The organism is Sphingomonas sp. MM-1 (genome assembly GCF_000347675.2).
GTDB classification, from domain to species: domain Bacteria; phylum Pseudomonadota; class Alphaproteobacteria; order Sphingomonadales; family Sphingomonadaceae; genus Sphingomonas_E; species Sphingomonas_E fennica.
Window position 1 is genome coordinate 3,490,586 of the sequence record NC_020561.1, and the last position, 26,990, is coordinate 3,517,575.

Consider the following 26,990-nt stretch of genomic DNA (forward strand, 5'->3'; position numbering starts at 1 on the left):
TCAATGGCTCAGGATCGCGTCACGTCCGCCGCCAGCATATAGCCCCGGCCCCGCACGGTGCGGATCAGCGTGTCGCCCTGATCCGAATCGCCGAGCTTGCGGCGCAGGCGGCTGACGAGCACGTCGATGCTGCGGTCCGATGCCTGGGCGCGCCGCGCGCGGGAAAGCTCCAGCAGCCGCTCGCGGCCGATCACGCGATGGGGGTGCTGCACCAGGATCGCCAGCAAATCATGCTCCGCGCCGGAAAGCTCGACGGCGGTGCCGTCCGGCGCGGTGAGCGTGCGGCGGCGCAGGTCCAGCGTCCAGCCGGCGAAGCGGGCGATGTCGCCGCGCGGCATATCGGCGACCACGGGCGCCCGCGCCCGGCGGAGCGCGGCGCGAACGCGGGCGAGCAGCTCGCCCCGGCTGAACGGCTTGGCGACATAATCGTCGGCGCCGCGATCCAGCCCCGCGATCCGGTCCGCCTCGCCGCCCAGCGCGCTCACCATGATGACGGGCAGGATGGGATGGCGCGCGCGGATGTCGTCCAGCATGTCCAGCCCCGATCGGCCCGGCAGCATCACGTCCAGCATCACCAGATCGATGCCGCCGGCATCCAGCAGCGGCCAGGCCTCATTCTCGTCCCGCGCGCCGATCGCCTCGATCCCCTCGCCATGCAGCGCGCGCACCAGCAGCACGCGCATGCCGGCATCGTCCTCCACGATCAGCACCCGGGCGGGCATGTCGGCGGCGATATCGGCGGCGGGATGGGCGGAATGCATATCGGTTTCGGTCATGGCGGCGGACGATAGCGCGCGCCGCGCCCGCCGTCATGTCATCGGCGTGAGCCCGTCCTCCCTGCGTTTGACACGGCCGGAAACCACGTCGTATGGGCGGGTTTCATGTTGGAGCTTGTGCAAACCGCCTGACGTCTCGGCCGACCGAGACTGCCGACAACCATGGTCCGGGTGCGCCTTCGCGCGTCCGGGGTTGTCATCCGTGCGGTTCTATCCACGAGCTTATAATGAACATTTCACGATACGAGCAGCGCGTGCTTCACGTGCTGGCTCAAGGCGGCTTCATTCGTCATCGCCATGACGAACGGGGGCGGATCGCCGACGTCCTCTGCTTCACGCGGGACGGCCATGTTCTTTCCGATTGCACCCTGGGCATATTCAGGAAACTGCGGCGCAAGCGGCTGATCGAATCCAGGGAATCGAGCCCCTATCGCATTTCCGAACTGGGCAGGCGCTCGGTGCGATCGCAACCCGATAACCGATAGCAGGAGGCAGGGGATGATCATCCGCAAGGAACAGCCGCAGGATCATGCCGCGATCGCCCGGATCACCGCCGACGCCTTCGCCGGCGTGGATCATAGCGACGGGACCGAGCCCGCGATCATCTCCGCGCTGCGGGATGCGGGGGCACTCGCCCTGTCGTTGGTCGCGGTCGACGATGACGGCCGGATCGCGGGCCATGCCGCCTTTTCCCCCGTCACCATCGACGGGCGGGAAGGGGGCTGGTTCGGGCTCGGCCCCATGGCCGTCCGTCCCGATCGGCAAAGGGCCGGCATCGGCGGCGCCCTGATCCGCGCGGGGCTCGAAGAGCTTCGGCGGCAGGGCGCCGGCGGCTGCGTGGTGCTGGGCGAGCCCGCATATTATCGGCGCTTCGGCTTCGAAAGGGACGAAGCCCTATATTATGACGGCGCGCCCGCCGCTTATTTCATGCGGATCGCATTCGCCGATCCCGCGCCGGAGGGCCGGGTCGAATATCATCCCGGTTTCGGGGCGTCCTGAAGGATGAGCGGGTTGCCCCGGAGGCGGCCCGCTTATTCCTCCCGGCTTTTGCTTGCCGCCGGATTTCGGAGCGCGGCGCCGATCCGTCGCCCGCAGCCTAGTGTCCGCCGTCCGCCCGGATATCGATGCCGTTCACGAAATCGGATGCGGGATCGGCCAGGAAGGCGACGGCGTTGGCGATATCCTCCGGCTTGCCGAGGCGGCCGGCATGGTTGGGCACGAACTTGCGCGCGGCCCAGCGTTCCACCTCGCTCCAGTCGCCGGTGATGCCGCTGCGCTCGGCCATCGCCGCCACCCATTTGCGGTTGGTATCGGTCAGCACGAAGCCGGGGCTGATGCTGTTGGCGGTGATGCCGGTGCGGGCCAGCGCCTTGGAAAGGCTGACGGTCAGCGCCCGGATCGCGGCCTTGGCGCCCTGATAATCGGGGATCATCGGCATCGGCACGTCCACCACGCCGCTGGACATCTGGATCAGCCGGCCCCAGCCCTTGTCCCGCATCGCGGGGGTGAAGGCGTGGATCAGCCGCACCATCGAGGCGACGTTGGAATCGTAGGTCGCCAGCCAGTCCTCGGCGCTCGCCTCGAACCAGCCGGCCATGCCGCCGCCGGCCGATTCCCCGCCGGCATTGTTGACGAGGATGTCGACATCGCCCGCCGCCGCCCGCGTCGCATCGACGATCGCCGCCGCCTCGGCATCGCCGGTGAGCGTGCCGATCACGACATGGGCGGTGCCGCCGGCCTTGCGGATGGCATCCGCGGCGGCCGCGGTCCGCCCCTCGTCGCGGCCGTGGCAGACCACGACCGCCCCTTCGGCGGCGAGCCGGACGGCGCTGGCCGCCCCGATCCCGCCGCTGGCCCCGGTGACCAGCGCCACCTTGCCGGCGAACCGCCCCGCCATGGCCTTACATGTCCTTATATTGGGCGACGATCTGGTTGACCGTGCGCTGGATGTCGTTGCGGCGATAGCCGAGCGTCGCGGTCTCGGCGGCGTCGGGTTCGTAGAACAGGTCGTTGCCGCGGCCGGCGAAGATCGCGGCGTCGGGCAGCATCGGATGCTCCTGATCCAGCACCGGCGGCACATCCCGCCCGGCGGCCTGGAAGAAGAAGCCGAAATATTGCTGGTAGGAGAGGTTCTCGTCGCCGACCAGATAGGCCTTGCCGCCCTCGCCGCGTTCCAGCGCGCCTTCGACCGCTTCGGCCAGCGACTGGGTGGAGATGAAGTTGACGCCGCCGCCCGGCGCGAATTCCGGCATGGGCGCGAACTTGCCCTGCGCATATTGGGTATAGGCGACGAACATCGGCACGACGAGGCCGGGCACCGTGCCGACGACGAAGGGCGCGTTGACGCTCAGGGTGCGGAAGCCCGGCCCGTTGAGCGCGCGGATGCCTTCGCAGCTTTCCTTGCGCGATTCGACATAGCGGTTGCCGGCAACGAGGTGGGGCGCGGCCTGCGGATAGAAGCTGCCGACGTTGACGGCGACCTTCACGCCCGCATCCCTGGCGAGCTGGAAGAAGCGCGGCACCGCCACGGAGTTGACCTTCTTCCAATAGGTCTCGTTATCCTCGCCTTCCGGGATGTGGCGAACGTCCTGCCCGGCGCAGAACACCAGCGCGTCGAAGCCGGCCGGGAAGCTGGTGTCGTTGATATAGTCGACCTTGATGAACGGCAGCTCGCCCAGCGGGGTGCCGGGGGTCGGCGGGGTGCGGCCGGCGATGCTGACGTCATGGCCCTTGGACTTGAGGTGGAGCGCGGCGTGGCCGCCGATCATGCCGGCGCCGCCGACAACGAGGATCTTCATGGTCTTTCTCCGGGGATTTGTTCAGGAAATCAGAAAATCAGGCCGTCGGTGGGGATCACCGGCACGTTGGTCCACTTGCCCTCGGCCGTGCGATACCAGCCGGCCGCCGCCAGCGCCCCGCCATCGACGTTGAGCGCCGCGCCCGTCATCCAGGCGGCCATCGGGCTCGCCAGGAACAGGATGCCGCCCGCCATGTCCTCCGGCGTGCCGAAGCGGCCGAGCGGAATCCACTGCTTCAGATGATCCTTATATTCCGGCTTGATATACTGGCTGATCGCCACCTGCGGCGTATCGGTCGTCTCGGGCGCGATCAGGTTCACGCGGATGCCTTCGGGCGCGAGGTCGAGCGCCAGGCTCTTGGTGAAGCCGGTGATGCCCGTCTTGAACGCCGAATAGACGCTGTTGAACGGAATGCCGCGAAAGCCCTCGATCGAGGATACGCTGACGATGCTGCCGCCGGCCCCGCGCTTGCGGATCAGCGGGATCATCGCGCGCGTCACCGAGAAGATCTGCCGCATGTTGGTGGCGTAGAGGCGCTCGATATCCTCGTCGGTATGATCCTCGAAGCGCTTCACGATCATCAGGAAGTCGCCGACATTGTTGATCAGCACGTCCAGCCCGCCGAACCGGTCGTCGATCGCCCTGGCCAGCGCGTCGACATCGGCCTGGACCGTGACGTCGCCTTCCACCACCAGATGCCCGTCGCCCAGCGCCGCGCGCACGTCGGCCGCGCGGTCGGCATCCTTCTCGATCGTGACGACGGTGGCCCCCGCCTTGGCGAAGGCTTCCGCCGTGGCGCGGCCGATACCGACGCCGCCGCCCGTTACCAGCGCGATCTTTCCCGCAAAGTCGATCAAATGACCTCTCCAAACGCAATAGTTCGTATTTTTACGGAGGCTATGATACGAACAAACCAATGGCAACCACGCACCTTTGCGGCGCTTGGTATCCAAATGGAAACCATGGGGACGGATGAGCGATGCAGGATGATTTTCCCGCGCTGACGCTGGAGATCATGGATCTGGTGGGCGACAAATGGACGCTGCTGCTGGTCTATACGCTGGGTGAGGGCGCCATGCGCTTTTCCGAGCTGAAGCGGCGGGCCAGCCCGATCAGCCAGAAGATGCTGACCCAGACCCTGCGCGGATTGGAGCGGCACGGCATGGTCGACCGCAGCGTGCTGCCCACCGCCCCGCCGCAGGTGGAATATGCGCTGACCGGGCTGGGCCGCACCTTCCTTTCCGCCGCGAGCGTGATCTGCCAGTGGACCAAGGACAATCTGGAGGAATTGCAGGCCGCCCGGACCCATTTCGATTCGGCGCGGCTGGCGGCCTGAGGAGGCCGGGCCGCTGCCGGATCAGAGCTGGAAGCGGATGCCCGTCAGCTCCTCGGTAATGCCCCACAATTTTCCGGCGGCTGCCATGTCCTGCCCCGAAGGCTTGATCGTGGCCGGCGCGGGGGCGCCCTTCATCCCGCCGAAGCCGCCCGGCCCGTAGAATCCCCCGCCTTCGGCGTCTGGAGCGGTGGCGCCATAGAGCGTCGGCAGCGCGCCTGCCGATGCCGGTTGCCCGAGATAGGGCATCACCACCGACAGGATCGAGCTGATGAAATGATCGGCCAGCCGGAACTTGCCCAGCTGCTTGCGATTGGCGCCGATCGATGTCTGCGCCACGCCGGGATGCACGGCGATGCTTTTGATATTGCTGCCGGCCTGATCGATCCGGCGCTGGAATTCGCGCGCGAAAAGCAGGTTGGCGAGCTTGGTCTGGTTATAGGCGCGCTGGGCGCGGTAGCCGCGCTCGATCTGAAGGTCGTTCCAGTTGAACCGCCCCTGGCCGTGCACCAGGCTCGATACCGTTACCACGCGCGGGGCCGGGGCGGCGTTCAGCAGGGGGAGCAGCAGGCCCGTCAGGGTGAAATGGCCGAGATGGCCGATCGCGAAGGTCAGCTCGAATCCGTCGCCGCTCGTCCGCCGCTCGCTGATCGGCTGGATGCCCGCATTGTTGACGAGGATATCGATCGGCCTGCCTTCCGCCGCGAGCGACGCGGCGAAATCCTTCACGGCCTGAAGGCGGCTGAGATCGAGCATGCGGAATTCGAGCTTCGCATCGGCCTTCGATGCCCCGATGCGATCGGCGATCGTCCGGCCCAGTTGCTCGTTCCGGTCGACCGCCAGTATCTCGGCGCCGCGCTGGGCGAGCGCCCTGGCCGCTTCGAAGCCGATGCCGCTGGCGGCGCCGGTGATCAGCACCCGCTTGCCCGACAGATCGGGAATGTCGTTTTCGCCCCATTTGCGCATGCCGGCCTCTTCCCCCTTGTCCGGCCTCATGATCCGCGCCGGTGGACCATCGGCTAGATCGGCCGCCACCGGGTGGCAAGGGGATGGCGGGCATGAGAGGGCGAACGCGATTTCGCTTTCTCTCCCTCTCCCTTCCGGTGGCGATCCCGCGTTTAGCGGAACGGCGGCTCGTTGAACGCCCGCAGCTTGCGGCTGTGGAGGCGATCGCCGGTGCGGCGCAACTCGTCGATCGCGGCGATCCCGATCCGCAGATGCTCGCTGATCGCGCGCTCGTAGAAGCGGTTGGCCTGGCCGGGCAGCTTGATCTCGCCATGGATCGGCTTGTCCGACACGCAGAGCAGGGTGCCGTAGGGCACGCGGAAGCGATAGCCCTGGGCCGCGAGCGTGGCCGATTCCATGTCGATCGCCACCGCCCGGCTCTGGTTGAAGCGCAGCGCCGATCGCGTGTAGCGCAGTTCCCAGTTGCGATCGTCGGTGGTGACGACGGTGCCGGTGCGCAGGCGCCGCTTCAACTGCTCGGCCGGCTCGCCCGAAACCGTCTCGGCCGCCGCGCTCAGCGCCTGCTGCACCTCGGCAATGGCCGGGATCGGTATTTCCGGCGGCAGCACGTCGTCCAGCACATGATCGTCGCGCAGATAGGCGTGGGCCAGCACATAATCGCCGATCCGCTGCGACGGGCGCAGGCCGCCGCAATGGCCGATCATCAGCCAGGCCTCCGGCCGCATCACCGCGAGGTGATCGGTGATCGTCTTGGCGTTGGACGGGCCGACGCCGATATTGACCAGGGTGATGCCCGATCGGTTGGGGCCGACGAGGTGGTAGGCCGGCATCTGATGCCGCCGCCAGGCGCTGTCGGTGATCGCGCGATCGGGATCGGCATTGGCAGCCGTAAGCTCCAGCCCGCCCGAGCAGCTCAGCAGCCTATAGGGGCCGTCATCCGATAGCTGCGTGCAGGCCCAGCGCACGAATTCATCGACATAGCGGTGATAGTTGGTGAACAGGATGTAGTTCTGCACATGCTGCGTCGGCGTGCCGGTATAATGGCGCAGCCGGGCGATCGAGAAATCGACGCGCTGGGCATCGAACAGCGCCAGCGGGCGGGCCTCGCCGCCTTCGCCTTGCCACAGGCCGTCCACCACCTCGTCGCCGATATGGATGAGGTCGTTGGACGGGAACACGCGGGCAAGCTCGGCCGCCGCCGCATCGGCAAGGTCGACGCCGGCATCGAGCACGTAGGGATAGGGGATTTCCTGGCGCCCGCGCGAAACCTCGATCTCGGCGCCGAAATCGGCGACCAGCAGGTCGATCTGCTCGGCCAGATATTCCCGGAACATCATCGGCTGGGTGACGGAGACCGCATAATGGCCGGCGGCGGTCAGCCGGCCGAAGGCGCGCAGCGGATGATGGCGGGTCGATCCGTCATAGCGGAGGTGCAGTTCGGGATAGGTGAAGGCACCCGCCGCGCGGGCGGCCTCGTCGGGCCGTTCGCCGGTGGCGATATAGCGGCCGAGTGCCGCGCGCAGCGCTTCGACGGAGGATTGATAAAGGGTGTCGAGCTGGTCGACGATGGCGAGGCTGGCTTTGGTGGCGATGTGGGCTTCTCCTATGGTCTGCTGTGGTCGAATATAAGCGAAGGCCGCGCCGTGCGGGCGCGGCCCCCGGATGCGGCCTTAAAGCTGGCCGAGCATGTAATCGGCCGAGCTCACCTTGAACTCGCCCGGCGCCTCGACATTCAGGACGCTGACGACGCCGTCGTCCACGATCATCGAGAAGCGCTGCCCGCGCGTGCCGAGACCGAACTTGCTGCCGTCCATGGTGAGGCCCAGCGCCTTGGCGAAATCGCCATTGCCGTCCGCCAGCATGGTCACGGCTTCGCCCGCGCCGGCGCTCTTGCTCCAGGCGCCCATCACGAAGGCGTCGTTCACCGCGGTGCAGGCGATCTCGTCCACGCCCCTGGCCTTCAGCTCGGCCGCCTTCTCGATGAAGCCCGGCAGATGCTTGGCGGAGCAGGTGGGGGTGAAGGCGCCCGGCACGGAGAAGAGCGCGACCTTGCGGCCCTTGAAGAAATCCGCGCTCTGCACCGCTTCGGGGCCGCTTTCGGTCGGCTTGGTGAAGGTGGTTTCGGGAAGCGTGTCGCCCGCCTTGATCGTCATATCGGCATCCTTCTGTAGCCAGGAGTCGCGCTGGTCTACGCCAGCGCGATTGCAGTTTGAAGCATGGCGCATGTTCGGAACGCCTTGTGGAAAGCACACCTTCCATCCGCTCCAGCCATCTATAGATTGGGGATATGGATGCGCCAGCCTATCTCAGCGGCCAATTGCTGCTTGCCCTGCCCGGCATGGGCGACCCCCGATTCTCGCGCGCGGTGATCGCGATGTGCGCGCATGACGAGGAAGGGGCGCTGGGCATCGGCGTGGGCCAGCTGATGCCGCGCATCCGCCTGCACAGCCTGCTCGCCCAGCTCGATATCGATCCCGGCGAGGCGCCCGACGTGCCGATCCATGTGGGCGGGCCGGTGGAGCCGCAGCGCGGCTTCGTGCTGCATGGGCTGGACTGGGGCGGGCAGGATACGCTGCAGGTGGGCGAAAGCTGGGCGCTGACCTCCACGCTGGACGTGCTGCGCGCCATCGCCGAGGGCAGGGGGCCTTCGCGCTGGCTGGTCGCGCTGGGCTATGCCGGGTGGAGCCCCGGCCAGCTCGAGGACGAGATGACGGGCAATGCCTGGTTCGCGACCGGCGGCAGCCCCGGCGTTCTGTTCGATACCGCGGTGGACCAGCGCTGGACCTGCGCCTTCGCCAATGCCGGGATCGACGCGCGCCTGCTCGCGCCCGAAATCGGCCACGCCTGATCGCCGTTTCCACAGGACATAAAGAAATCTTTATATTTGGAATTGCGTTGCGCCGCCGGCCCGGCTAAGTGCCGCAGTCATGTTCCGCGCGCCATTTTCCCGCGCGGTAGTACCCGTGTCCCCCCAAGGAGAACCGACGTGGCGACCCTGCCTGCCGAAAGCTTCACCGATTATCTGGTCCACGACATCTCGCTCGCCGCATTCGGCCGCAAGGAGATCGAGATCGCCGAAACCGAGATGCCGGGCCTCATGGCGCTGCGCAAGGAATATGGCCCGTCGCAGCCGCTGAAGGGCGCGCGGATCACCGGTTCGCTGCACATGACGATCCAGACGGCGGTGCTGATCGAGACGCTGGTGCATCTGGGCGCCGAGGTCCGCTGGGCCTCGTGCAACATCTTCTCCACCCAGGATCACGCCGCCGCCGCCATCGCCGCGCAGGGCATCCCCGTCTTCGCCGTGAAGGGCGAGACGCTGGAGGAATATTGGGATTATGTGATCCGCATTTTCGACTGGGGCGATACCACCGCCAACATGATCCTGGACGATGGCGGCGACGCCACCATGTTCGCACTGTGGGGCGCGCGCGTCGAGGCCGGCGAGGCGCTGTTCACCCCGTCCAACGAGGAAGAGGAAATCTTCGTCGCGACGCTCAAGCGCTTCCTGGCGGAACGCCCCGGCTACCTGACCGAGACGGTGAAGGCCATCAAGGGCGTTTCGGAAGAGACCACCACCGGCGTCCACCGCCTTTATGAGCTGGCGAAGAAGGGCAAGCTGCCTTTCCCGGCGATCAACGTGAACGACAGCGTCACCAAGTCGAAGTTCGACAATCTCTACGGCTGCAAGGAATCGCTGGTCGACGCCATCCGCCGCGCCACCGACGTGATGCTGGCCGGCAAGGTCGCCTGCGTCGCCGGCTTCGGCGATGTCGGCAAGGGTTCGGCCGCCTCGCTCCGCAACGGCGGCGCGCGCGTGCTGGTGACCGAGATCGACCCGATCTGCGCGCTGCAGGCGGCGATGGAAGGCTATGAAGTCGTGACGATGGAGGAGGCCGCGACCCGCGCCGACATCTTCGTCACCGCGACGGGCAATGAGGACGTCATCACCGTCGATCACATGCGCGCGATGAAGAACATGGCGATCGTGTGCAACATCGGCCACTTCGACAGCGAGATCCAGATCGCCGGCCTCAACAACATGAAGTGGACGGAGATCAAGCCGCAGGTGGACGAGGTCCAGTTCGCCGACGGCAAGAAGATCATCGTGCTGGCCAAGGGGCGCCTGGTGAACCTGGGCTGCGCCACCGGCCATCCCAGCTTCGTCATGTCCTCCAGCTTCACCAACCAGGTGCTGGCCCAGATCGAGCTGTGGACCAAGTCTGACGAATATAAGAACGAGGTCTATGTGCTGCCGAAGCATCTCGACGAGAAGGTGGCCGCGCTCCACCTCGAGAAGCTGGGCGTGAAGCTTTCCAAGCTCACCCCGAAGCAGGCGGCCTATATCGGCGTGACGCCGGAAGGCCCGTTCAAGCCGGATCATTACCGCTACTGATCCGACCGGACATTTTCGGGAAAGGGGCCGTCGACCGGGAGGTGGGCGGCCCTTTTTCATATCGTCCCGCCGGGTGCCGGCAATCGCGGCATCGGGCGGGGAGGGGGCAAGTTCAGCATGACGGAATGCCCCCTGTTCGTCTAACGATCAGCCAGACCCATTCGGAGCCACCATGTCGATCCACGCCCCGATCCTCGACCAGGCGCCCGAGTGGCTGGACCTTGCCGGCATCGCGGTGTTCGCCGCTTCCGGCGCGCTGGCGGCGGCACGCGCGCGGCAGACGCTGGTGACCTTCGCCTTCTTCGCCGTCATCACCGGCACGGGCGGCGGCACGCTGCGCGATCTGCTGATCGGCGCGCCCGTCTTCTGGATGCAGGACAATCCGGCGCTGGCGGTGTGCCTGGTGATGGCTGGGCTGGTGTGGCTGACGCCATCGCGCTGGTGGCGCCCGCGCGCGCTGGACTGGTTCGACGCGGTGGGGCTGGCGGCCTATGCGGTCTATGGCGCGTCCAAGGCGCTGGCCTTCGGCGTCCCGCCGCTCGCCGCGGCGATGATGGGGGTGGTGACGGGCTGTTGCGGCGGCATCATCCGCGATGTGCTGGCCGGCGAGCCTTCCATCCTGCTCCGGCCCGAAATCTACGTGACCGCCGCCGCCTTGGCGGCGGGGCTGTTCGTCGTGCTCACCCTGCTCGGGGCATCACTGCCGATCGCCTGGGGCGCGGGCGCTGTCGCGGGCTTCGCGCTCCGTGCCCTCGCCATCGCCCGCGGGCTGGGGCTGCCCGCCTATCGCCGCGGCTAGAGAGGCTTTCCAAGAAAACGCGGCAAGCAAAAGCTGGAGCGGCCGATCCGGCGCAATCAGAGGGCGAGCCGTTCCAGACCGAGCTTCATGAGCAGCGCCTCCATCAGGCCGCCACGGGCGCGGGGCGCGGGGGTAACGGCAATGGGGCATTCGAGGCAGCGCACCTGGATGGCCGGCCCTTCCGCCATCGCCTTCAGATCATGGAAGGCGCGCAGCATCTGCTGTTCGGGCAGGCGAGCGATGCGGCTATAGGCATCGCGCGGCGCATCGGCCTGCTCCTCGCTCTGCACCAGTCCGGCGAGGAACTGGCTGATGAGGCTGGGCGCGCGTTCGATATAGAGCGGCCGGGCCTTGGCGGGATCGATCTTCGCCCGGCGCGCGGCCTCGGCAATGGCGTCGCTCAACCCGCCGGTCTTGTCGACGAGGCGAAGGCCCACCGCAGTGCTGCCGGACCAGACCCGGCCCTGGCCGATCTCGTCCACGCGGGCGACGGGCAGGTTGCGCGATTGCGCGACGAGGCCAGTGAAGCGGCGGTAGATATCGTCGATCCCGGCCTGCATCAGCCGATCGAATTCGGGCGAGGTGCCGCGCAGCAGATCGGGCTCGCCCGATAGCGGCGTCGTCTTCACCCCATCCACCGACAGGCCGACCTTGGAGAGCGTGCCCGCGAAATTGGGCAGCAGGCCGAACACGCCGATCGATCCGGTGACGGTGGCCGGTTCCGCGAAGATGAAGTCGCCCGGCGTGGAGACCCAATAGCCGCCGGATGCCGCATAGGTGCCCATCGAGACGACCACGGGCAGCTTCTTGCGCTTGGCCTCCAGGATCGCTTCCCGGATCCGTTCGGAGCCCGTGACCGATCCGCCGGGCGAATCGACGCGCACCACCAGCGCCTTGATCCGGTTCCTGGCGAGTTCGTTCAGGATCAGCTTGGCGATGGTATCGCCGCCGGCCCGGCCGGGTGCCGCCTCGCCGTCGACAATCTCGCCGGCGATGGTGACGACGCCGATCTGGCCGCTCGCATTTTCCGGGTTGGCCGCGAGCCAGCCTTCCAGCGGGATCGCCTTGAAGGCGCCCGCCTCGCGATCGCCGGCCTCGCCCGCGATCTGGGCGATCCGCCGGCCGAATTCCACGCGATCGCCCACCTTGTCCACCAGCCCGGCGCCCAGCGCCGCCTTGGCGATATCGCCGCCGGCCTTGGCCAGGGCCTGTTCGGGATCGGCGATATAGGTTGCGAGCTGCGCGCGGGGGCGTGCGCGCTGCACGTCCGCCTGCCAGGTCCCCCACAGGCTGTCGACCAGCGCCTGGTTGGCGGCCCGCGCCTCGGGCGACTGATCGGTGCGGGTATAGGGTTCGACCGCCGATTTGAACTGGCCGACGCGGTAGACCTTGGTCTGGACGCCGATCCTGTCGAGCAGCCCCTTATAATAGAGCCGCGATCCGCCGGGGCCGGTGAGCAGCACCGCGCCGAAGGGATCGACCCACACCTCGCTGGCATGGGCGGCAAGCTGGTAGCTGTCGTCGGTATAGCCTGTCGCATAAGCGAGCACGGGCTTGTTCGCGGCGCGGACGCCGTCGATCGCCTTGGCCGCGGCGGCAAGCGTCGCCTGTCCGCCGCCGGCGAAGCGATCTAGATCCAGCACCACCGCCTTGATCGAGGGATTGCGCGCCGCGCCATCCAGCGCGCGCACGATATCGCGCAGGCGGTATTCGCGGCTGGCGGGGTTGCCGCCGGTCAGCGTGTCGATCGTGCCGGGCTGGGCCGGCTGCTCGACCAGCGTGCCCCTGAGATCGAGGACCAGCGCGCCGCTGGTCGCCGTCGCGGGCTTGGGCGTGGCGGACAGGAGGGCATAGAGCCCGCCGAAGAAGATCAGCATGAAAAGCAGGACCAGCGCATCCTTCACGCCGACCAGGATTTTCCACAATCCGCGCAGCAACTGCATCATCGTCCCCATGCTGAAACATGCAGGGGCTATCCTGTTCGGCGGCCGCATGAAAGGGCGATCGTCGCGCCGCCGCCCCGGATCGCGGCGGAAAGCGAAAATTTCGTCCCGGCCACGCTTGACGGTTTTCGGGTCGGCTCCAATATGGCGGCTGGCACTCGCCAATGGGGAGTGCTAACAGATCATTCGTTCCCAGCGCGCCGCCGCTGTCCGACCACGGGGAGGATCGGCGAGCCGCAAGACTAGAAAGGGTGACGCGCAATGAATTTCCGTCCGCTGCACGATCGTGTGCTGGTTCGTCGTGTCGAGGCCGAGGAGAAGACGGCCGGTGGCATCATCATTCCCGATACCGCCAAGGAAAAGCCGCAGGAAGGCGAAGTCGTCGCCGCCGGCGCCGGTGCCAAGGCCGAGGACGGCAAGGTGACCCCGCTCGACGTGAAGGCCGGCGATCGCATCCTGTTCGGCAAGTGGTCGGGCACCGAGGTCCGCGTGAACGGCGAAGACCTGCTGATCATGAAGGAATCGGACATCCTGGGCATCATCGCCTGAGCCGATCGCCCGACCGACCAGAATTCCAATTCAGATAAGCTAGAGGAACAAGAACATGGCAGCGAAAGACGTCAAGTTTTCGCGCGACGCGCGTGAACGCATCCTGCGCGGTGTCGATATCCTTGCCGATGCGGTGAAGGTGACGCTGGGTCCGAAGGGCCGCAACGTCGTGATCGACAAGTCGTTCGGCGCGCCGCGCATCACCAAGGACGGCGTTTCTGTCGCCAAGGAAATCGAACTGAAGGACAAGTTCGAGAATATGGGCGCCCAGATGGTCCGCGAGGTCGCCTCGAAGACCAACGACGTCGCCGGCGACGGCACCACCACCGCCACCGTGCTCGCCCAGGCGATCGTGCGTGAAGGCATGAAGTCGGTCGCGGCCGGCATGAACCCGATGGATCTGAAGCGCGGCATCGATCTCGCCGTCGCCAAGGTCGTCGAGGATCTGGCCAAGCGTTCGAAGCCGGTCGCCGGATCGAACGAAGTCGCCCAGGTCGGCATCATCTCGGCCAATGGCGACACCGAAGTCGGCCAGAAGATCGCGGAAGCGATGGAGAAGGTCGGCAAGGAAGGCGTGATCACCGTCGAGGAAGCCAAGGGCCTCGAATTCGAGCTGGACGTCGTCGAAGGCATGCAGTTCGATCGCGGCTACCTCTCGCCCTACTTCATCACCAACCCGGAAAAGATGCAGGTCGAGCTTAACGACCCCTACATCCTGATCCATGAGAAGAAGCTGTCCAACCTGCAGTCGATGCTTCCGATCCTGGAAGCGGTGGTGCAGTCGGGCCGTCCGCTCCTCATCATCGCCGAGGACATCGAGGGCGAGGCTCTCGCCACGCTCGTCGTCAACAAGCTGCGCGGCGGCCTGAAGGTCGCGGCCGTCAAGGCGCCGGGCTTCGGCGATCGCCGCAAGGCGATGCTCGAGGACATCGCGATCCTCACCAAGGGCGAGCTGATCTCGGAAGATCTCGGCATCAAGCTCGAGAACGTCACCGTCGGCATGCTCGGCACCGCCAAGCGCGTCACGATCGACAAGGACAACACCACCATCGTCGATGGCGCCGGTGATGCCGATGCGATCAAGGGCCGCGTGGAAGCGATCCGCAAGCAGATCGAGATCACGACCTCCGACTATGATCGCGAGAAGCTCCAGGAGCGTCTGGCGAAGCTGGCCGGCGGCGTCGCCGTCATCAAGGTCGGCGGTGCGACCGAGGTCGAGGTGAAGGAGCGCAAGGATCGCGTCGACGACGCCCTCCACGCCACCCGCGCGGCTGTCGAGGAAGGCATTGTTCCCGGCGGCGGCACGGCTCTCCTCTACGCCACCAAGGCTCTCGAGGGCCTGAAGGGCGCGAATGACGACCAGACCCGTGGTGTGGACATCATCCGCAAGGCGATCCAGACCCCGCTTCGTCAGATCGCCCAGAATGCCGGCCATGACGGCGCCGTCGTCTCCGGCAACCTGCTCCGCGAGAATGACGAGACCAAGGGCTTCAACGCCGCGACCGACACCTACGAGAACCTCGTGGCTGCCGGCGTGATCGATCCCACCAAGGTGGTGCGCACGGCGCTCCAGGACGCGGCCTCGGTCGCCGGCCTGCTGATCACCACCGAGGCGACGATCGCCGAGCTGCCGGACGACAAGCCCGCCCCGGCGATGCCGGGTGGCATGGGCGGCATGGGTGGCATGGACTTCTAAGTCCACGCTTCCAGCCGAACGGCAAAGGAAAGGGCCGGGGAGCGATCCCCGGCCCTTTTTCTATGGCCTTAGAGCGTGGCGGCTGTCCGCCGGCCGGCTCGGCCAGCGCCGTTCCTCAATAGCCGTTGTCGGAAGATTGGCTGCTCTCGCTGTCCTCGGCCATGTTGGCGGGCGCGACGAGGCCGTCGGCGGGGACGCTCTCGATTTCGGTGGCGGCCGGATCGGTGTTGACCTGCGCGTTGTCGGGGGAGGGGCGCCCGCAGGCGCTGAGCGGGCCGATCGCGGCGATCGCCGCCAGCATCGACATCCACTTCGTCCGCATCATGGCGCCGGCTCCCGGAAAATGATCAGGAACCGGAATAGTATCGCGATTGGCGCCGGACGCAAAATCGGCGGCGGCCGGTGGCCGGGCCGGGATGTGGGAGGGGCAAAGAAAAGGGGCCGCAACCTCGTGCGAGGCGCGGCCCCTGATCCCGGAACCGTGCGCGCGTTATGGCGCGCGCAACGTCCCCAACGGCATTACTGCGCGTTGGTGGCGTTCTCGACGGCGTTCGTGGCGTTCTCGGCCGCGGCGTTGATGTCCGCAACGGCGTTCTCGGCGGTCGCGTTCACGTCGGTCACGGCTTCTTCGACAGTCGCGTTCACGTCGGCGACTTCGTTGGTGACTTCGGTCTCGTTCGAGGCAGCCGGCTCCTGCTTGCTGCAGGCGGCGAGGCCGAACGAAGCGACGGCGGCGAGCGAGAGAACAACGATCTTCTTCATGGGCTAAACCCTCCAGGTGGCAATAGCTGATGGATGCGTGGACGCCGCTTAATCACAGATCAAGGCGTGTTTCCCCCGAAACCAGCGATGCCCCCTTTATCGGGTTCGATGCGGCGGCGCAATCTCTCTTGTTCCGGTAGACTGATCATTTCAGGTTAAGATCGGACGAGGATGGCTGCGGCGGCGCGGCCGGCTCTTCCTGTGGTTGCTCCGTGGGTTGCGGGGCAGGGGTGGCGGCCGGTTCGTCCCCGGCCGGCGCGGAATCGGGATTCGGCGCGTCGGCTGTGGGCGTATCCGCATCCAGTTCCTTGATCGCGGCATCGACGTCCGCGTCGCTGGCCGATCCGGCATCGCCCGCCTGATCGGCGATTTCCGCCGCGCGGCGCTGGAAATAGGCCGAACGCGCGGTCGCATAGGGATCGAGGCTGGTGTTGAGCAGGGTATCGGCGCCCGTTTCCGTCAGGTTGGCGCGGATGCTCACCAGATTCACCACATCGGGAATCATCCGTTCGGTCCACGACAGGTCGGTGCATTCGCGCAGGCAGATGTTCACCGGATCGGCGAACATGCCGACGCCGGTGCCGATGCCGTCGCGGATCGTGGAGGGGCCGAACAGTGGCAGGACGATATAGGTGCTGCTCTTCACGCCCCACGCCGCCAGCGTCTGGCCGAAATCCTCCGGCGCGGGCTTGATGCCGAGGCTGGTGGCGTGATCGGCGAGGCCGCCGACGCCGATCGTGGTGTTCACGACGAAGCGGCCGAGATTGTTCACCGCCCGGCCGGGCTTGCCCTGCAGCAGGTTGTTGACGAAGGACCATGGCTCGGTGAGGTTATCGAAGACGTGCAGGATACCGCGCCGCGCCGCGCGCGGGGTGATGGTGCGATAGACGGTCGAAACCGGCTTCATCGCCACCTTGTCGAGCGTCTGGTTGAAGCCCCAGACGGCGCGGTTGAAGCCTTCCAGCGGATCGCGCGGCCCGGATGCTTCCAGATCGGTCGCGGCGCTTTTCTGCGTGGTGGCGCACCCTGCCAGCAGCGCGGCGGCGGCGATGGTGACGAAAATGCGCATCTAAACGGCCTCTTGCAACGATTCCACAGCCCCCTGTCCCGCGCCTGCCATAGGGGCAAAGCGCGAACAAGTTGCTTGACGGATATAAAGATATCTTTATATCCTTATCCATCATGACGCGCATGCTCGACACCTTCCGCGCATTGGCCGATCCGACGCGCCTGCGGATCGTGGCCTTGCTGCGTGCGATGGAGCTTTCGGTCGGAGAACTGGCACAGGTGCTGGGGCAGAGCCAGCCCCGCGTTTCGCGCCATGTGAAGATTCTGGCCGATGCCGGCCTTGCCGATCGCCGCAAGGAAGGAAGCTGGGTGTTCCTGACGCTGGGGGATGATGCGCGGGTCGCGCCGCTCCTCGCGGCGATGGATGCCTGGGCGGCGGGCGAGCCCGGCGATCATTGGGCCATCGCGGATATCGCCCGGCTGGCGGCGGTGCGCGCCGATCGCGCGGCGGCGGCGGAAGGCTATTTCGCGGCCCATGCCGATGAATGGGATGCCATCCGCTCGCTCCACGTTGCCGAAAGCGCGGTGGAGGATGCGATCCGGCGCCTGCTGGGGCGGGATGCGATCGGTCGGCTGGTCGATATCGGCACCGGCACCGGCCGGATGATCGAGCTGGTCGGCGGCACGGCGACGAGCGCGCTGGGCGTGGACCGCAGCCCGGAGATGCTGCGCATGGCGCGGGCCAAGCTGGCGGAGGCCGGGCTGGACAAGGCCGAGCTGCGCCAGGGCGACATGTATGCCCTGCCGCTGGCGAGCGGATCGGCGGATACGGTGATCCTGCACCAGGTGCTGCATTATGCCCACCAGCCGGCATCCGCGATCGCCGAGGCGGCGCGGCTGCTGGCGGATGGCGGGCGGCTGCTGATCGTCGATTTCGACCGGCACGAGAAGGAGGAGCTGCGCACCCGCGACGCGCATGTCCGCCTGGGTTTCGACGACGAGCAGATGGCGGGCTGGTTCGCGGCTGCCGGGCTGGACGTCGAGGCGGTCGAGCGGCTCGACGGCGGCGAGCTGACGGTGAAATTGTGGCTGGGGCGGCGTCGCCCGGCCGACGCACGAGAGGATATTGCGGCATGAGCGTTTCGATCGCCCAGATGGAGGAGGCCCGCCGCGCGCTGGATGCGCCGCTGTTCGCCGACCTCGCCGGCGATTGCCAGGTGAGCTTCGAATTCTTCCCGCCCAAGACGGAGAAGATGGAGGAGACGCTGTGGAACGCGATCGAGACGCTGGCGCCGCTGGGGCCGCGCTTCGTTTCCGTCACCTATGGCGCGGGCGGATCGACGCGCGAGCGGACGCACGCCACCGTCGCCCGGATCGCGCGGGAAACGGCGATCCCGGCGGCCGCGCACCTCACCTGCGTCGATGCCAGCCGCGACGAGATACTCGATGTCGCCCGCGAATATTGGGCGGCCGGCGTGCGGCACATCGTGGCGCTGCGCGGCGATCCCCCGCGCGAGGGCGAGAAGTTCCAGGCGCATCCCGACGGTTTCGAGAATGCGGCCGCGCTGGTCGCGGGGCTGAAATCGGTCGCGCCGTTCGAGATATCGGTCGCGGCCTATCCCGAATGCCATCCCGATTCGGCGGACGTGGCGGCCGATCTCGACAACCTGAAGCGCAAGATCGATGCCGGCGCCAACCGCGCGATCAGCCAGTTCTTCTTTTCGGCCGATGCCTTCTTCCGCTTCCGGGACGCGGTGGAGGCCGCCGGCATCGATGCGGAGATCGTGCCGGGCATCCTGCCGGTGTCCAACGTCGCCCAGACGCGCAAGTTCGCCGGCATGTGCGGCGCCGCCATCCCCGCCTGGATGGACCGCCTGTTCGAGGGGCTGGACGACCGCCCGGCCGCCCGCCAGCTCGTCGCCGCCACGATCGCGGCCGAGATGTGCCGCAAGCTTTATGCGGGCGGCGTGCGGCATTTCCATTTCTACACGCTCAATCGCGCGGAGCTGAGCTACGCGATCTGCCATCTGCTCGGGCTCCGGCCCAATCCGGCGGCGGCGGAGAAGGCGGCGTGAACCTGCGGATTTCCCGTTCATGCTGAGGAGGGGCCGGGCTTGTCGAGGCTCGTTTCGGAACGTCCTTCGAGATGCCGTTTCGCCAGGCTCAATGGCTCCTCGGAATGAGCGGTTTGGAGTTGAGAATATGAACATGCTGACCCCATCCGAAGCCGCCCGCCGCTTCCGCGCGGAGGCCGCCGACCGCATCCTGCTGACGGACGGCGCATTCGGCACGATGATCCAGGGCTATCGCCTGACCGAGGAGGATTATCGCGGCGGGCTCGACCTCGGCTTCGACCAGAAGGGCAATAACGACATCCTGGCGATCACGCGGCCGCACGTGATCGCCGAGATCACCGAAGCCTATCTGGATGCCGGATCGGACATGGTTTCCACCAACACCTTCAACGCCAACCGGATCAGCCAGGCCGATTATGGCGCGGAGCATCTGGTGCGCGACATGAACCTCGCCGCCGCGCAGATCGCCCGCGACGCGGCGAAGGCGGCCGAGGCGAAGGATGGTCGCCCGCGCTTCGTGGCCGGTGCGCTGGGGCCGACCAACAAGACGCTGTCGCTGTCGCCCGACGTGAACGATCCCGGCTATCGCGCGATCGAGTTCGACGAGCTGAAGCAGGTCTATCGCGAGCAGATCGACGCGCTGCTGGACGGCGGCGTCGATTTCATCCTGATCGAGACGATTTTCGACACGCTGAACGCCAAGGCCGGCATCATGGCGGGGATCGAGGCGGCCGAGGCGCGGGGCGCGGAGGTTCCGCTGATGATCAGCTTCACCGTCACCGACATGTCCGGCCGCAACCTTTCCGGCCATTCGATCGAAAGCTTCTGGGCCAGCGTGCGCCATGCCCGGCCGCTCACCATCGGGCTGAACTGCTCGTTCGGCGCGCCGCAGCTCCGCCCGCATGTGTCGGCGCTTGCTGGCATCGCCGATACGCTGGTGATGGTCTATCCCAATGCCGGCCTGCCCAACGATCTGGGGCAGTATGACGAGGAGCCGGAGACCACCGGCGGCTTCATCCGCGATTGGGCGGAAAACGGGCTGATGAACGTCGTCGGCGGCTGCTGCGGCACCACCCCCGCCCATATCGCGGCGATGCGCCACGCGGTGCAGGGCGCGGCTCCCCGCGCGATCGCAAGTCCCCCGGTCCGCACCGTGCTGGCCGGGCTGGAGACGATGGTGATCGCTGCATAGCCTTGTCCACGCCGTCTGCTGAGCCTGGATCAGCACCCATTTTTCACCGGCGTCGCCTTCGCCCGTCGCGCGGTGGACCCTGAAACAGGTTCAGGGTGACGAAGAAGAGAGAAGATAGTGGCAACCGCACCAGACCTTCCCGACGACGCTCCCACGCCGGCCCGCGCCATGTTCGTCAATATCGGCGAGCGCACCAACGTCACCGGATCGGCGGCGTTCAAGAAGCTCGTCATGGCCGGCGACTATGTGAAGGCCGTGGAGGTCGCGCGCCAGCAGGTGGAGAACGGCGCGCAGATCATCGACGTCAACATGGACGAGGGGCTGCTGGATGCGGAGGTGGCGATGACCACCTTCCTCAAGCTGATCGCGGCCGAGCCAGACATCGCCCGCGTGCCGATCATGATCGACAGCTCCAAGTGGAGCGTGATCGAGGCCGGGCTGAAATGCGTATCCGGCAAGCCGATCGTCAATTCGATCAGCATGAAGGAGGGCGAGGCCCAGTTCCTGGAACATGCCCGCAAGGTGCGGGCCTATGGCGCGGCCGTCGTCGTCATGGCGTTCGACGAGGTGGGGCAGGCGGATACGAAGGACCGCAAGGTCGAAATCTGCGAGCGCGCCTACAAGCTGCTGGTGGGAGACGGCTTCCCGCCCGAGGACATCATCTTCGATCCCAACATCTTCGCGGTGGCGACGGGGATCGAGGAGCATAATAATTATGCCGTCGATTTCATCGAGGCGGCGCGCGAGATCAGGAAGCGCTGCCCGCACGCGCATATCTCCGGCGGCCTTTCCAACCTCAGCTTCTCCTTCCGCGGCAACGAGCCCGTGCGCCGGGCGATGCATTCCATCTTCCTCTACCACGCCATTCCGGCGGGGATGGACATGGGCATCGTCAATGCCGGCCAGCTCGACGTCTATGACACGATCGATCCCGAACTGCGCGAGGCGTGCGAGGATGTGATCCTCAACCGCAACCCGGATGCGACCGAGCGGCTCATCACCATCGCCGAACGCTTCAAGGGCAAGGATGCGGCGGCGGAGAAGGCGGCCGAGGAATGGCGCGGCTGGGATGTCGTCAAGCGGCTGGAACATGCGCTGGTCAAGGGCATCGACGCCTATGTCGTCGACGACACCGAAGAGGCGCGGCAGATGTTCGCCCGGCCGATCGAGGTGATCGAAGGCCCGCTGATGGACGGCATGAACGTGGTCGGCGACCTGTTCGGATCGGGCAAGATGTTCCTGCCGCAGGTGGTGAAGTCCGCCCGCGTGATGAAGAAGGCGGTGGCGCACCTGCTGCCCTTCATCGAGGCGGAGAAGGTGGCGGGCCAGCGTTCCAAGGGCCGCATCGTGATGGCGACGGTGAAGGGCGACGTCCACGATATCGGCAAGAACATCGTCGGCGTCGTGCTCCAGTGCAACGGCTATGAGGTGATCGATCTCGGCGTGATGGTGCCGTGGATGGATATATTGAAGGCCGCCAACGAGAATGACGCCGACATCATCGGCCTCTCCGGCCTCATCACCCCCTCGCTGGACGAGATGGTCACGGTGGCGAGCGAGATGCAGCGCGCCGGCATGGAGATGCCGCTGCTGATCGGTGGCGCCACCACCTCGAAGGTCCACACCGCGCTCCGCATCGCGCCGGCCTATCAGGGGCCGGTGGTGCATGTGCTGGATGCCAGCCGCGCGGTGGGCGTGGCCTCGACCCTCATGTCCGACACCCAGCGCGACGCCTTCGTGGAAAAGACGGCGGCGGATTACGAAGCCGTCCGCAAGGCGCGCGAGGGCAAGGGGCAGAGCGAGCTGATCCCGATCGCCGCCGCCCGCGCCAACGCCTTCCCCACCGATTTCGCGCAGAAGCCGGCGTCGCCGAGGCAGCCGGGGCGCCATGTCTTCGCCGATTGGCCGCTGGAGGATCTGCGCGACTATATCGACTGGACGCCCTTCTTCCGCGCGTGGGAGCTGGCCGGCAACTATCCGGCGATCCTGGAGGACAAGGTGGTCGGCGAAAGCGCGCGCAGCCTCTTCGCCGACGCGAACGCGATGCTGGACCAGATCATCGCGGAGAAATGGCTGACGGCGAAGGGCGTCGCCGCCCTGTGGCCGTGCCGGCGCGAAGGCGACGACGTCGTGATCGAAACCGAGGGCGGCGATGTGCGCATGCCCTTCCTCCGCCAGCAGATCGCCAAGCGCGAGGGCCGCGCGAACATGTGCCTGGCCGATTTCATCGATCCCGCCGGCGACTGGATCGGCGGCTTCGCGGTGACGGCGGGCATCGGCATCGACGCGCATCTCGTCCGCTTCAAGGCGGAGCATGACGATTATCGCGACATCCTGCTGAAGGCGCTGGCCGATCGCCTGGCGGAAGCCTTTGCCGAGCGGCTGCACGCCCATGTCCGCACCGTGCTCTGGGGCTATGCCGAGGGCGAGCAACTGACCAACGAGGCGCTGATCCGCGAACAATATCGCGGCATCCGCCCCGCGCCCGGCTATCCGGCCTGCCCGGATCACAGCCAGAAGCCGATCCTGTTCGATCTGCTTCAGGCCGGCGACGCGACCGGCATCACGCTGACCGAAAGCTTCGCGATGCTGCCGACGGCGGCGGTTTCCGGCTTCTATTTCGGCCATCCCGAAAGCCAGTATTTCGGGGTGGCGCGGGTGGGCCGCGATCAGCTTGAGGAATATGCGGTGCGGCGCGGCGTCGATCTGGAAACCGCGGAACGCTGGCTCAGGCCCAATCTGGATTGACCCGGCCCGCCTTCATCGCCGCGCGATCAGCAGGGCCGCGGCCATGAAGGCGAAGGACAGGATCAGGCTGGCGGCGACATAGCCCAGCGCCGCCGCCGGCCGCCCGCGTTCCCACAATGTCACCACGTCCAGCGAGAAGGTGGACCAGGTGGTGAAGCCGCCGAGCACGCCGGTGGCGAGGAACAGCCGCCATTCGGGATGGCCCCAGCTCCGCGCCGCGAACAGGCCGGCGACGGCGCCCATCAGCGTCGATCCCAGCACGTTGATCGTCAGCGTTCCCCAGGGAAAGCCCGGCCCCAGCAGGCGCAGCGATGCCAGCCCGACCAGATGGCGCAACGCCCCGCCCAGGCCTGATCCGATGAAGACGAGAAATACCGAACGCATGATTCCTCCTTGCCGCAGGGCGGCCGCAGGTAGGAATCATCAGCCCTCAATGGCGGTTCGGCGCGAGGCCCGGCAGGAATCCATTGCCGTTGCCGACGATATGGCGGGGGTGGGGCAGCGCGTCAATGGCAGCCCGTCACCCAGCCGGCGCGGCCACCTCGATCGCGCCCTTCGCCACGCGCGCCGTCACCGGCGTTTTCGCCAGCACCTCGCCGTCGATCGAGATGGAGAGCGGCGGATCGGTCGCCACGCGCAGCGCGCGGCCATGGAATTCGCGGGTGGTCTGCCGGCGCTGGGGCAGGCGGAGCAGGCTGGTGAGCCAGCTCCAGCCGAGATAGGGCAGCGCCTTGCCGACGACCGCCTGGACGACGATTTCGCCGCTGTCCACCTCCGCGTCGTCCACCAGTTCGGTGCCGCCATGGAAGCCGCCATTGGCGATGCGCACCTCCAGCGCGTCGATCGTCTCGGCCGTATCGCCTTCGCCCACCGTCAGCCGGAACGTCTTGAACCGGAACAGCACCAGCATCGCCCAGCTGAGGTAGCCGACACGGCCGGCCCAGGCCTTGAAGCCGTGGGGCACGCTTTCGGCGATCAGCGGCGAAAGCCCGATCGCGGCGCAGTTGGCGAAATAGTCCCCGTCGATCATGCCGAGGTCGATCCGCCGCCGCTGTCCGCCCGCGATCACGCCGATCGCGCCTTCCAGGTCGAGCGGGATGCCCAGCGTCCGCGCGAAGCTGTTGGCCGTGCCCAGCGGCAGCAGTGCGAACACGCAATCATGGCCGACGAAATGATCGACGGCGGAGGAGAGCGATCCGTCCCCGCCGCCCACGATCACCATCGGCGCGCCCGATCGCACCGCTTCGCGGATGGCGGGGGCGAACAGCTTGGGCTTGCGCACCGCATGGGCGGCGATGATCTCCACGCCCGCCGCCCTGAGGCCGGTGACGGCCCTGCGGAACAGCTTGCGTCCCTTGCGGGACTTCGCATTGACGATGAGGATGGCGGATCGGGGGAGCGGTCTGGTTTCGGTCACGAGGGACAGAACGCACGATCGCGGCCATCGGCGCAAGAGCGATGGATTTCCGTTCGCGGCGACGGCTGCTAAGAGGGCGCGCGAGGCAGGGCTTCCTGTCGAGTATGTCCACCGTGGAGACGAATGATGCGGAAGCTGCCTCTTGTCCTGGCCCCTCTGCTTTGCCTGGCGATCGCGGCGCAATCGGCCCCGGCCCAAACGGGCGAGGCGGGCGCCTTCGCGACCGAGGGGGCGATGCTGGTGCATGTGGAAAGCGGCACGCGCTTCCCCGATCGGATCGCCGGGTTCGAGCGGGTCGGCCAGGCGGCGTTCGACGGCAGCGGCGACTATGTCGGCGTCGCCTACAAGCGCACGCTGGCGGATGGCACGCCGATCTCGCTGAGGATCGCGATCGTCCACATCATCGGCATGACCGCGAAGGAGCATTTCATCATCGCCAAGCCGATGGCGCTCAACGGGCTGGCCGATGTGAAGGTTGTGTCCGAAGGCCCGTATGACCGGCCCGGCAAGGGGGTGGACGGCTATATCGGCATCTTCCGCGCGCAGCAGGGCGACAAGCGCGTCGGCGTCGGCCTGTGGACGGTCGAGCGGGGCTATTGGGACGTGCGCGGCCGCGTGGAATTCCCCTATGCGAAGCTGAAGGAGGCCCGCGCGGCGGCCGACCGGTTCGTCGAGGAATTCGTGAAGATCGGCCAGCCTTACAAGGTGCCGCCGAACGCGGAGTAAGCCGGCGCGGCCGGATGCGCCGCGCCGACCTCTCATTCTCCGCCGGTCAGGCGGCGATACGGGGCCGAAGCAGATCTTCCAGCCCGATGCGGCGCAGCAGCTCCGCGCGCACGCGATCCGCCATGGCGTTGACGACTTCCGCGCCGTCTTCGGAAGGATCGATGTGGACCCGGAAGGGGCGCTTGCCATGGGGCACGCCGACTATCCTCACGATGGCGCGCGCCACCTCCGCCGCATCGGCATCCGCGGGCTCCAGATCGGCCAATCCCTTCAGGGCGACGGCGGCTATGTCCGCGCCCGGCCCCTGATCATAGGCTGCGACCCGCGCGGCATCGGCGGGCTTGCCGGAATGGGCGAAATGGTTGGTGCCGCTGGTGAAGGCGCCGGGCACGATGATCGATGTTTCGATGCCCCAGCGGGCAAGCTCGCCGGCATAGGAAACCGCCACTGAATCCATGGCCGCCTTGGCGGCGAAATAGGGGGCGAGATAGGGCGGCGTGCCGCCCCGCGCGCTGCTGGACGAAACCCAGAGCAGCAGCCCCTTGCCCTGCGCGCGGAGATGGGGAAGCGCGGCCCGGTTCACGCGCTGGGTAGACAGCACGTTGACGTCGTAGAGTTCGGCGAACTGTTCCGGGGTGAAGGCTTCGGCCGGGCCGAAGGACATGTGGCCGGCATTGTGGATGACGGCATCGATCCGGCCCCGCTCCGCGATCAGGCGGTCGATGGCGGCGGCGACCGATGCATCGGACTGCACGTCCATTTCGATGGCGCGGATGTCCGCGCCATGTTCGCGAGCGAAATCCTCGACCGCGGCGACCTGCGGAGCGTTGCGGCCCTGGGTGGCGCGCATGCCGGCATAGACGCTGTGGCCGGCGAGCGCGAGCTGGCGCGCGGCGAGGGCGCCGAAGCCGCTCGATGCGCCGGTGATGATGATGACCTGCTTCATCGTTATGATCCTTTTCGAAAGGAAACAGCGGATCGCTTTGCCGGCGGCCGCTAGATCATGCCGCCATTGGCGCGGAGCACCTGGCCGTTGATCCAGCCTCCGTCCGGCCCCACGAGGAAGGACACGGCGGCTGCGATATCCTCGGGCGTGCCGAGCCGTTCGAGCGGGTTCATCTTTGCCATGCGATCGATCAGCTCCGGCGACTTGCCGTCGAGGAACAGGGCGGTCGCGGTGGGGCCGGGGGCGATCGCGTTGACCGTGATGGAACGGCCCCGCATCTCCTTCGACATGATCGCGGTCAGCGTCTCCGCCGCCGCCTTGGTGGCGGCATAGACGCCGTAATTTTCCAGCCGCAGGCCGACGACGCTCGTCGAGAAGTTGATGATGCGGCCGCCGTCCCGCAGGCGGTTGCCGGCTTCGCGCAGCGTGTTGAAGGTGCCGCGCAGGTTGATCGCGATCTGGCTGTCGAACAGCGCGTCGTCGCTTTCGGCGATCGGCGCCAGCTTCATGATGCCGGCATTGTTGACGAGGATGTCGACCCCGCCGAATGCGGCCTCCGCGCTGTCGAACAGGCGGGCGACCGCGCCGGCGTCGCTTACGTCCGCCTGGGCGGTGATGGCGCGGCCGCTACCCGCCTCGATCGTGCGGACGAGGTCTTCGGCCGCCGCGGCGCTGCCGGCATAGTTGACGATGACGATGTGGCCGTCGGCGGCGAGGCGCCGGGCGATTGCGGCGCCGATGCCGCGCGACGCGCCGGTGACGATCGCAACCTTGCCTGTCTGCTGGTTCATCTCTTCCTCCATCGTGCGCCCAGGGACCGGGCGGGGTTGACGAAGGCAATTTGCCGCATGACGGATGGA

Annotated in this window: 28 protein-coding genes and 1 riboswitch; of the genes, 13 read left to right on the plus strand and 15 right to left on the minus strand. The window is 67.1% G+C overall.

Going from position 1 to position 26,990, the window contains the following annotated elements:
* Positions 1 to 8: 8 nt before the first annotated feature.
* A complete protein-coding gene (locus G432_RS16595) occupies positions 9 to 722 on the minus strand; it encodes a response regulator transcription factor (protein ID WP_202192052.1) in 714 nt (237 codons plus the stop codon).
* A 281-nt stretch (positions 723 to 1,003) separates the two neighbouring features.
* Between G432_RS16595 and G432_RS16600 the strand changes: the two genes are divergently transcribed.
* Both G432_RS16600 and G432_RS16605 read left to right on the plus strand, forming a co-directional pair.
* Positions 1,004 to 1,261, plus strand: coding sequence for a YjhX family toxin (locus tag G432_RS16600; protein ID WP_041864968.1), 258 nt, complete (start codon positions 1,004 to 1,006; stop codon positions 1,259 to 1,261).
* A 13-nt stretch (positions 1,262 to 1,274) separates the two neighbouring features.
* Positions 1,275 to 1,775: a GNAT family N-acetyltransferase gene (locus tag G432_RS16605; RefSeq protein WP_015459978.1), complete on the plus strand. Its 501-nt coding sequence runs from the start codon at positions 1,275 to 1,277 to the stop codon at positions 1,773 to 1,775.
* A gap of 97 nt (positions 1,776 to 1,872) precedes the next feature.
* On the opposite strand, the gene G432_RS16610 is transcribed toward G432_RS16605, so the two are convergent.
* The 3 genes from G432_RS16610 to G432_RS16620 are packed head-to-tail and all read right to left on the minus strand — an operon-like array spanning position 1,873 to position 4,431.
* The gene (locus G432_RS16610) at positions 1,873 to 2,673 is read right to left on the minus strand and encodes an SDR family NAD(P)-dependent oxidoreductase (protein ID WP_015459979.1); all 801 of its coding nucleotides are present in this window, start codon (positions 2,671 to 2,673) and stop codon (positions 1,873 to 1,875) included.
* A gap of 4 nt (positions 2,674 to 2,677) precedes the next feature.
* Positions 2,678 to 3,574 carry an NAD-dependent epimerase/dehydratase family protein gene (locus tag G432_RS16615; RefSeq protein ID WP_015459980.1) on the minus strand — a complete coding sequence of 299 codons (897 nt, stop codon included), beginning with the start codon at positions 3,572 to 3,574 and terminating at the stop codon, positions 2,678 to 2,680.
* Positions 3,575 to 3,603: 29 nt separating this feature from the next.
* Positions 3,604 to 4,431, minus strand: a complete 828-nt coding sequence (locus G432_RS16620) for an SDR family NAD(P)-dependent oxidoreductase (protein WP_015459981.1) — start codon at positions 4,429 to 4,431, stop codon at positions 3,604 to 3,606.
* A 122-nt stretch (positions 4,432 to 4,553) separates the two neighbouring features.
* Between G432_RS16620 and G432_RS16625 the strand changes: the two genes are divergently transcribed.
* Entirely contained in the window at positions 4,554 to 4,910 is a 357-nt protein-coding gene (locus G432_RS16625; protein ID WP_015459982.1) for a winged helix-turn-helix transcriptional regulator, read from the plus strand.
* Between the two features lie 21 nt (positions 4,911 to 4,931).
* On the opposite strand, the gene G432_RS16630 is transcribed toward G432_RS16625, so the two are convergent.
* The 3 genes from G432_RS16630 to G432_RS16640 all read right to left on the minus strand — a co-directional run bounded on the left by G432_RS16630 (position 4,932) and on the right by G432_RS16640 (position 8,026).
* Complete coding sequence (locus tag G432_RS16630; RefSeq protein WP_015459983.1) at positions 4,932 to 5,873, minus strand: SDR family oxidoreductase; 942 nt, start codon at positions 5,871 to 5,873, stop codon at positions 4,932 to 4,934.
* A gap of 152 nt (positions 5,874 to 6,025) precedes the next feature.
* Positions 6,026 to 7,465, minus strand: a complete 1,440-nt coding sequence (locus G432_RS16635) for an AMP nucleosidase (RefSeq protein ID WP_041864969.1) — start codon at positions 7,463 to 7,465, stop codon at positions 6,026 to 6,028.
* A 78-nt stretch (positions 7,466 to 7,543) separates the two neighbouring features.
* The gene (locus G432_RS16640; protein WP_015459985.1) at positions 7,544 to 8,026 is read right to left on the minus strand and encodes a peroxiredoxin; all 483 of its coding nucleotides are present in this window, start codon (positions 8,024 to 8,026) and stop codon (positions 7,544 to 7,546) included.
* Between the two features lie 134 nt (positions 8,027 to 8,160).
* On the opposite strand from G432_RS16640, the gene G432_RS16645 reads away from it, so the two are divergent.
* The 3 genes from G432_RS16645 to G432_RS16655 all read left to right on the plus strand — a co-directional run bounded on the left by G432_RS16645 (position 8,161) and on the right by G432_RS16655 (position 11,068).
* A complete protein-coding gene (locus tag G432_RS16645) occupies positions 8,161 to 8,721 on the plus strand; it encodes a YqgE/AlgH family protein (protein WP_015459986.1) in 561 nt (186 codons plus the stop codon).
* A 138-nt stretch (positions 8,722 to 8,859) separates the two neighbouring features.
* Complete coding sequence (gene ahcY, locus G432_RS16650; RefSeq protein ID WP_015459987.1) at positions 8,860 to 10,269, plus strand: adenosylhomocysteinase; 1,410 nt, start codon at positions 8,860 to 8,862, stop codon at positions 10,267 to 10,269.
* Between the two features lie 172 nt (positions 10,270 to 10,441).
* The gene (locus G432_RS16655; protein ID WP_015459988.1) at positions 10,442 to 11,068 is read left to right on the plus strand and encodes a trimeric intracellular cation channel family protein; all 627 of its coding nucleotides are present in this window, start codon (positions 10,442 to 10,444) and stop codon (positions 11,066 to 11,068) included.
* 56 nt (positions 11,069 to 11,124) lie between these two features.
* Here the strand turns inward: G432_RS16655 and sppA are convergent, their stop codons facing one another.
* Positions 11,125 to 13,011 (minus strand): signal peptide peptidase SppA, encoded by a 1,887-nt coding sequence (gene sppA / locus G432_RS16660; RefSeq protein WP_041865507.1) that lies wholly within the window; start codon positions 13,009 to 13,011, stop codon positions 11,125 to 11,127.
* A 261-nt stretch (positions 13,012 to 13,272) separates the two neighbouring features.
* Between sppA and groES the strand changes: the two genes are divergently transcribed.
* Together groES and groL are read left to right on the plus strand one after the other, a co-directional pair.
* Positions 13,273 to 13,560 (plus strand): co-chaperone GroES, encoded by a 288-nt coding sequence (gene groES / locus G432_RS16665; RefSeq protein ID WP_015459990.1) that lies wholly within the window; start codon positions 13,273 to 13,275, stop codon positions 13,558 to 13,560.
* Between the two features lie 55 nt (positions 13,561 to 13,615).
* On the plus strand, positions 13,616 to 15,256 hold the full coding sequence (gene groL, locus G432_RS16670; RefSeq protein WP_015459991.1) for a chaperonin GroEL: 1,641 nt from the start codon (positions 13,616 to 13,618) through the stop codon (positions 15,254 to 15,256).
* 115 nt (positions 15,257 to 15,371) lie between these two features.
* Here the strand turns inward: groL and G432_RS16675 are convergent, their stop codons facing one another.
* The 3 genes from G432_RS16675 to G432_RS16685 all read right to left on the minus strand — a co-directional run bounded on the left by G432_RS16675 (position 15,372) and on the right by G432_RS16685 (position 17,087).
* Positions 15,372 to 15,581, minus strand: coding sequence for a hypothetical protein (locus tag G432_RS16675; RefSeq protein WP_015459992.1), 210 nt, complete (start codon positions 15,579 to 15,581; stop codon positions 15,372 to 15,374).
* Positions 15,582 to 15,775: 194 nt separating this feature from the next.
* Positions 15,776 to 16,018, minus strand: a complete 243-nt coding sequence (locus G432_RS16680; protein WP_015459993.1) for a hypothetical protein — start codon at positions 16,016 to 16,018, stop codon at positions 15,776 to 15,778.
* Positions 16,019 to 16,163: 145 nt separating this feature from the next.
* Positions 16,164 to 17,087 carry an MlaA family lipoprotein gene (locus G432_RS16685; RefSeq protein ID WP_015459994.1) on the minus strand — a complete coding sequence of 308 codons (924 nt, stop codon included), beginning with the start codon at positions 17,085 to 17,087 and terminating at the stop codon, positions 16,164 to 16,166.
* 113 nt (positions 17,088 to 17,200) lie between these two features.
* Here G432_RS16685 and G432_RS16690 point away from each other — a divergent pair, with 113 nt between their 5' ends.
* The 4 genes from G432_RS16690 to metH all read left to right on the plus strand — a co-directional run bounded on the left by G432_RS16690 (position 17,201) and on the right by metH (position 23,041).
* A complete protein-coding gene (locus tag G432_RS16690) occupies positions 17,201 to 18,163 on the plus strand; it encodes an ArsR/SmtB family transcription factor (protein WP_015459995.1) in 963 nt (320 codons plus the stop codon).
* Positions 18,160 to 19,101, plus strand: coding sequence for a methylenetetrahydrofolate reductase (gene metF, locus G432_RS16695; protein WP_015459996.1), 942 nt, complete (start codon positions 18,160 to 18,162; stop codon positions 19,099 to 19,101). The genes G432_RS16690 and metF overlap by 4 nt, the downstream gene beginning before the upstream one ends.
* 133 nt (positions 19,102 to 19,234) lie before the next feature.
* Complete coding sequence (locus G432_RS16700) at positions 19,235 to 20,293, plus strand: homocysteine S-methyltransferase family protein (protein ID WP_015459997.1); 1,059 nt, start codon at positions 19,235 to 19,237, stop codon at positions 20,291 to 20,293.
* Positions 20,294 to 20,461: 168 nt separating this feature from the next.
* Complete coding sequence (metH, locus tag G432_RS16705) at positions 20,462 to 23,041, plus strand: methionine synthase (protein ID WP_015459998.1); 2,580 nt, start codon at positions 20,462 to 20,464, stop codon at positions 23,039 to 23,041.
* 12 nt (positions 23,042 to 23,053) lie between these two features.
* On the opposite strand, the gene crcB is transcribed toward metH, so the two are convergent.
* Entirely contained in the window at positions 23,054 to 23,425 is a 372-nt protein-coding gene (gene crcB / locus G432_RS16710) for a fluoride efflux transporter CrcB (RefSeq protein ID WP_015459999.1), read from the minus strand.
* 23 nt (positions 23,426 to 23,448) lie between these two features.
* Positions 23,449 to 23,522, minus strand: a riboswitch (Fluoride riboswitch).
* 39 nt (positions 23,523 to 23,561) lie between these two features.
* Positions 23,562 to 24,458 carry a diacylglycerol kinase family protein gene (locus tag G432_RS16715; protein WP_015460000.1) on the minus strand — a complete coding sequence of 299 codons (897 nt, stop codon included), beginning with the start codon at positions 24,456 to 24,458 and terminating at the stop codon, positions 23,562 to 23,564.
* Positions 24,459 to 24,584: 126 nt separating this feature from the next.
* On the opposite strand from G432_RS16715, the gene G432_RS16720 reads away from it, so the two are divergent.
* On the plus strand, positions 24,585 to 25,184 hold the full coding sequence (locus tag G432_RS16720; protein ID WP_107394949.1) for a hypothetical protein: 600 nt from the start codon (positions 24,585 to 24,587) through the stop codon (positions 25,182 to 25,184).
* A gap of 46 nt (positions 25,185 to 25,230) precedes the next feature.
* On the opposite strand, the gene G432_RS16725 is transcribed toward G432_RS16720, so the two are convergent.
* Both G432_RS16725 and G432_RS16730 read right to left on the minus strand, forming a co-directional pair.
* On the minus strand, positions 25,231 to 26,130 hold the full coding sequence (locus tag G432_RS16725) for an SDR family oxidoreductase (protein ID WP_015460002.1): 900 nt from the start codon (positions 26,128 to 26,130) through the stop codon (positions 25,231 to 25,233).
* Positions 26,131 to 26,180: 50 nt separating this feature from the next.
* Complete coding sequence (locus G432_RS16730; RefSeq protein ID WP_015460003.1) at positions 26,181 to 26,921, minus strand: SDR family oxidoreductase; 741 nt, start codon at positions 26,919 to 26,921, stop codon at positions 26,181 to 26,183.
* Between the last annotated feature and the right edge of the window lie 69 nt (positions 26,922 to 26,990).

Coding starts and splice junctions, on each gene's coding strand:
- G432_RS16595 (WP_202192052.1), bottom strand. CDS start 722: ATGCCCGCCCGGGTGCTGATCGTGGAGGACGATGCCGGCATGCGCGTG.
- G432_RS16600 (WP_041864968.1), top strand. CDS start 1,004: ATGAACATTTCACGATACGAGCAGCGCGTGCTTCACGTGCTGGCTCAA.
- G432_RS16605 (WP_015459978.1), top strand. CDS start 1,275: ATGATCATCCGCAAGGAACAGCCGCAGGATCATGCCGCGATCGCCCGG.
- G432_RS16610 (WP_015459979.1), bottom strand. CDS start 2,673: ATGGCGGGGCGGTTCGCCGGCAAGGTGGCGCTGGTCACCGGGGCCAGC.
- G432_RS16615 (WP_015459980.1), bottom strand. CDS start 3,574: ATGAAGATCCTCGTTGTCGGCGGCGCCGGCATGATCGGCGGCCACGCC.
- G432_RS16625 (WP_015459982.1), top strand. CDS start 4,554: ATGCAGGATGATTTTCCCGCGCTGACGCTGGAGATCATGGATCTGGTG.
- G432_RS16630 (WP_015459983.1), bottom strand. CDS start 5,873: ATGCGCAAATGGGGCGAAAACGACATTCCCGATCTGTCGGGCAAGCGG.
- G432_RS16640 (WP_015459985.1), bottom strand. CDS start 8,026: ATGACGATCAAGGCGGGCGACACGCTTCCCGAAACCACCTTCACCAAG.
- G432_RS16645 (WP_015459986.1), top strand. CDS start 8,161: ATGGATGCGCCAGCCTATCTCAGCGGCCAATTGCTGCTTGCCCTGCCC.
- G432_RS16655 (WP_015459988.1), top strand. CDS start 10,442: ATGTCGATCCACGCCCCGATCCTCGACCAGGCGCCCGAGTGGCTGGAC.
- sppA (WP_041865507.1), bottom strand. CDS start 13,011: ATGCAGTTGCTGCGCGGATTGTGGAAAATCCTGGTCGGCGTGAAGGAT.
- groES (WP_015459990.1), top strand. CDS start 13,273: ATGAATTTCCGTCCGCTGCACGATCGTGTGCTGGTTCGTCGTGTCGAG.
- groL (WP_015459991.1), top strand. CDS start 13,616: ATGGCAGCGAAAGACGTCAAGTTTTCGCGCGACGCGCGTGAACGCATC.
- G432_RS16675 (WP_015459992.1), bottom strand. CDS start 15,581: ATGATGCGGACGAAGTGGATGTCGATGCTGGCGGCGATCGCCGCGATC.
- G432_RS16680 (WP_015459993.1), bottom strand. CDS start 16,018: ATGAAGAAGATCGTTGTTCTCTCGCTCGCCGCCGTCGCTTCGTTCGGC.
- G432_RS16685 (WP_015459994.1), bottom strand. CDS start 17,087: ATGCGCATTTTCGTCACCATCGCCGCCGCCGCGCTGCTGGCAGGGTGC.
- G432_RS16690 (WP_015459995.1), top strand. CDS start 17,201: ATGACGCGCATGCTCGACACCTTCCGCGCATTGGCCGATCCGACGCGC.
- metF (WP_015459996.1), top strand. CDS start 18,160: ATGAGCGTTTCGATCGCCCAGATGGAGGAGGCCCGCCGCGCGCTGGAT.
- G432_RS16700 (WP_015459997.1), top strand. CDS start 19,235: ATGCTGACCCCATCCGAAGCCGCCCGCCGCTTCCGCGCGGAGGCCGCC.
- metH (WP_015459998.1), top strand. CDS start 20,462: ATGTTCGTCAATATCGGCGAGCGCACCAACGTCACCGGATCGGCGGCG.
- crcB (WP_015459999.1), bottom strand. CDS start 23,425: ATGCGTTCGGTATTTCTCGTCTTCATCGGATCAGGCCTGGGCGGGGCG.
- G432_RS16720 (WP_107394949.1), top strand. CDS start 24,585: ATGCGGAAGCTGCCTCTTGTCCTGGCCCCTCTGCTTTGCCTGGCGATC.
- G432_RS16725 (WP_015460002.1), bottom strand. CDS start 26,130: ATGAAGCAGGTCATCATCATCACCGGCGCATCGAGCGGCTTCGGCGCC.
- G432_RS16730 (WP_015460003.1), bottom strand. CDS start 26,921: ATGAACCAGCAGACAGGCAAGGTTGCGATCGTCACCGGCGCGTCGCGC.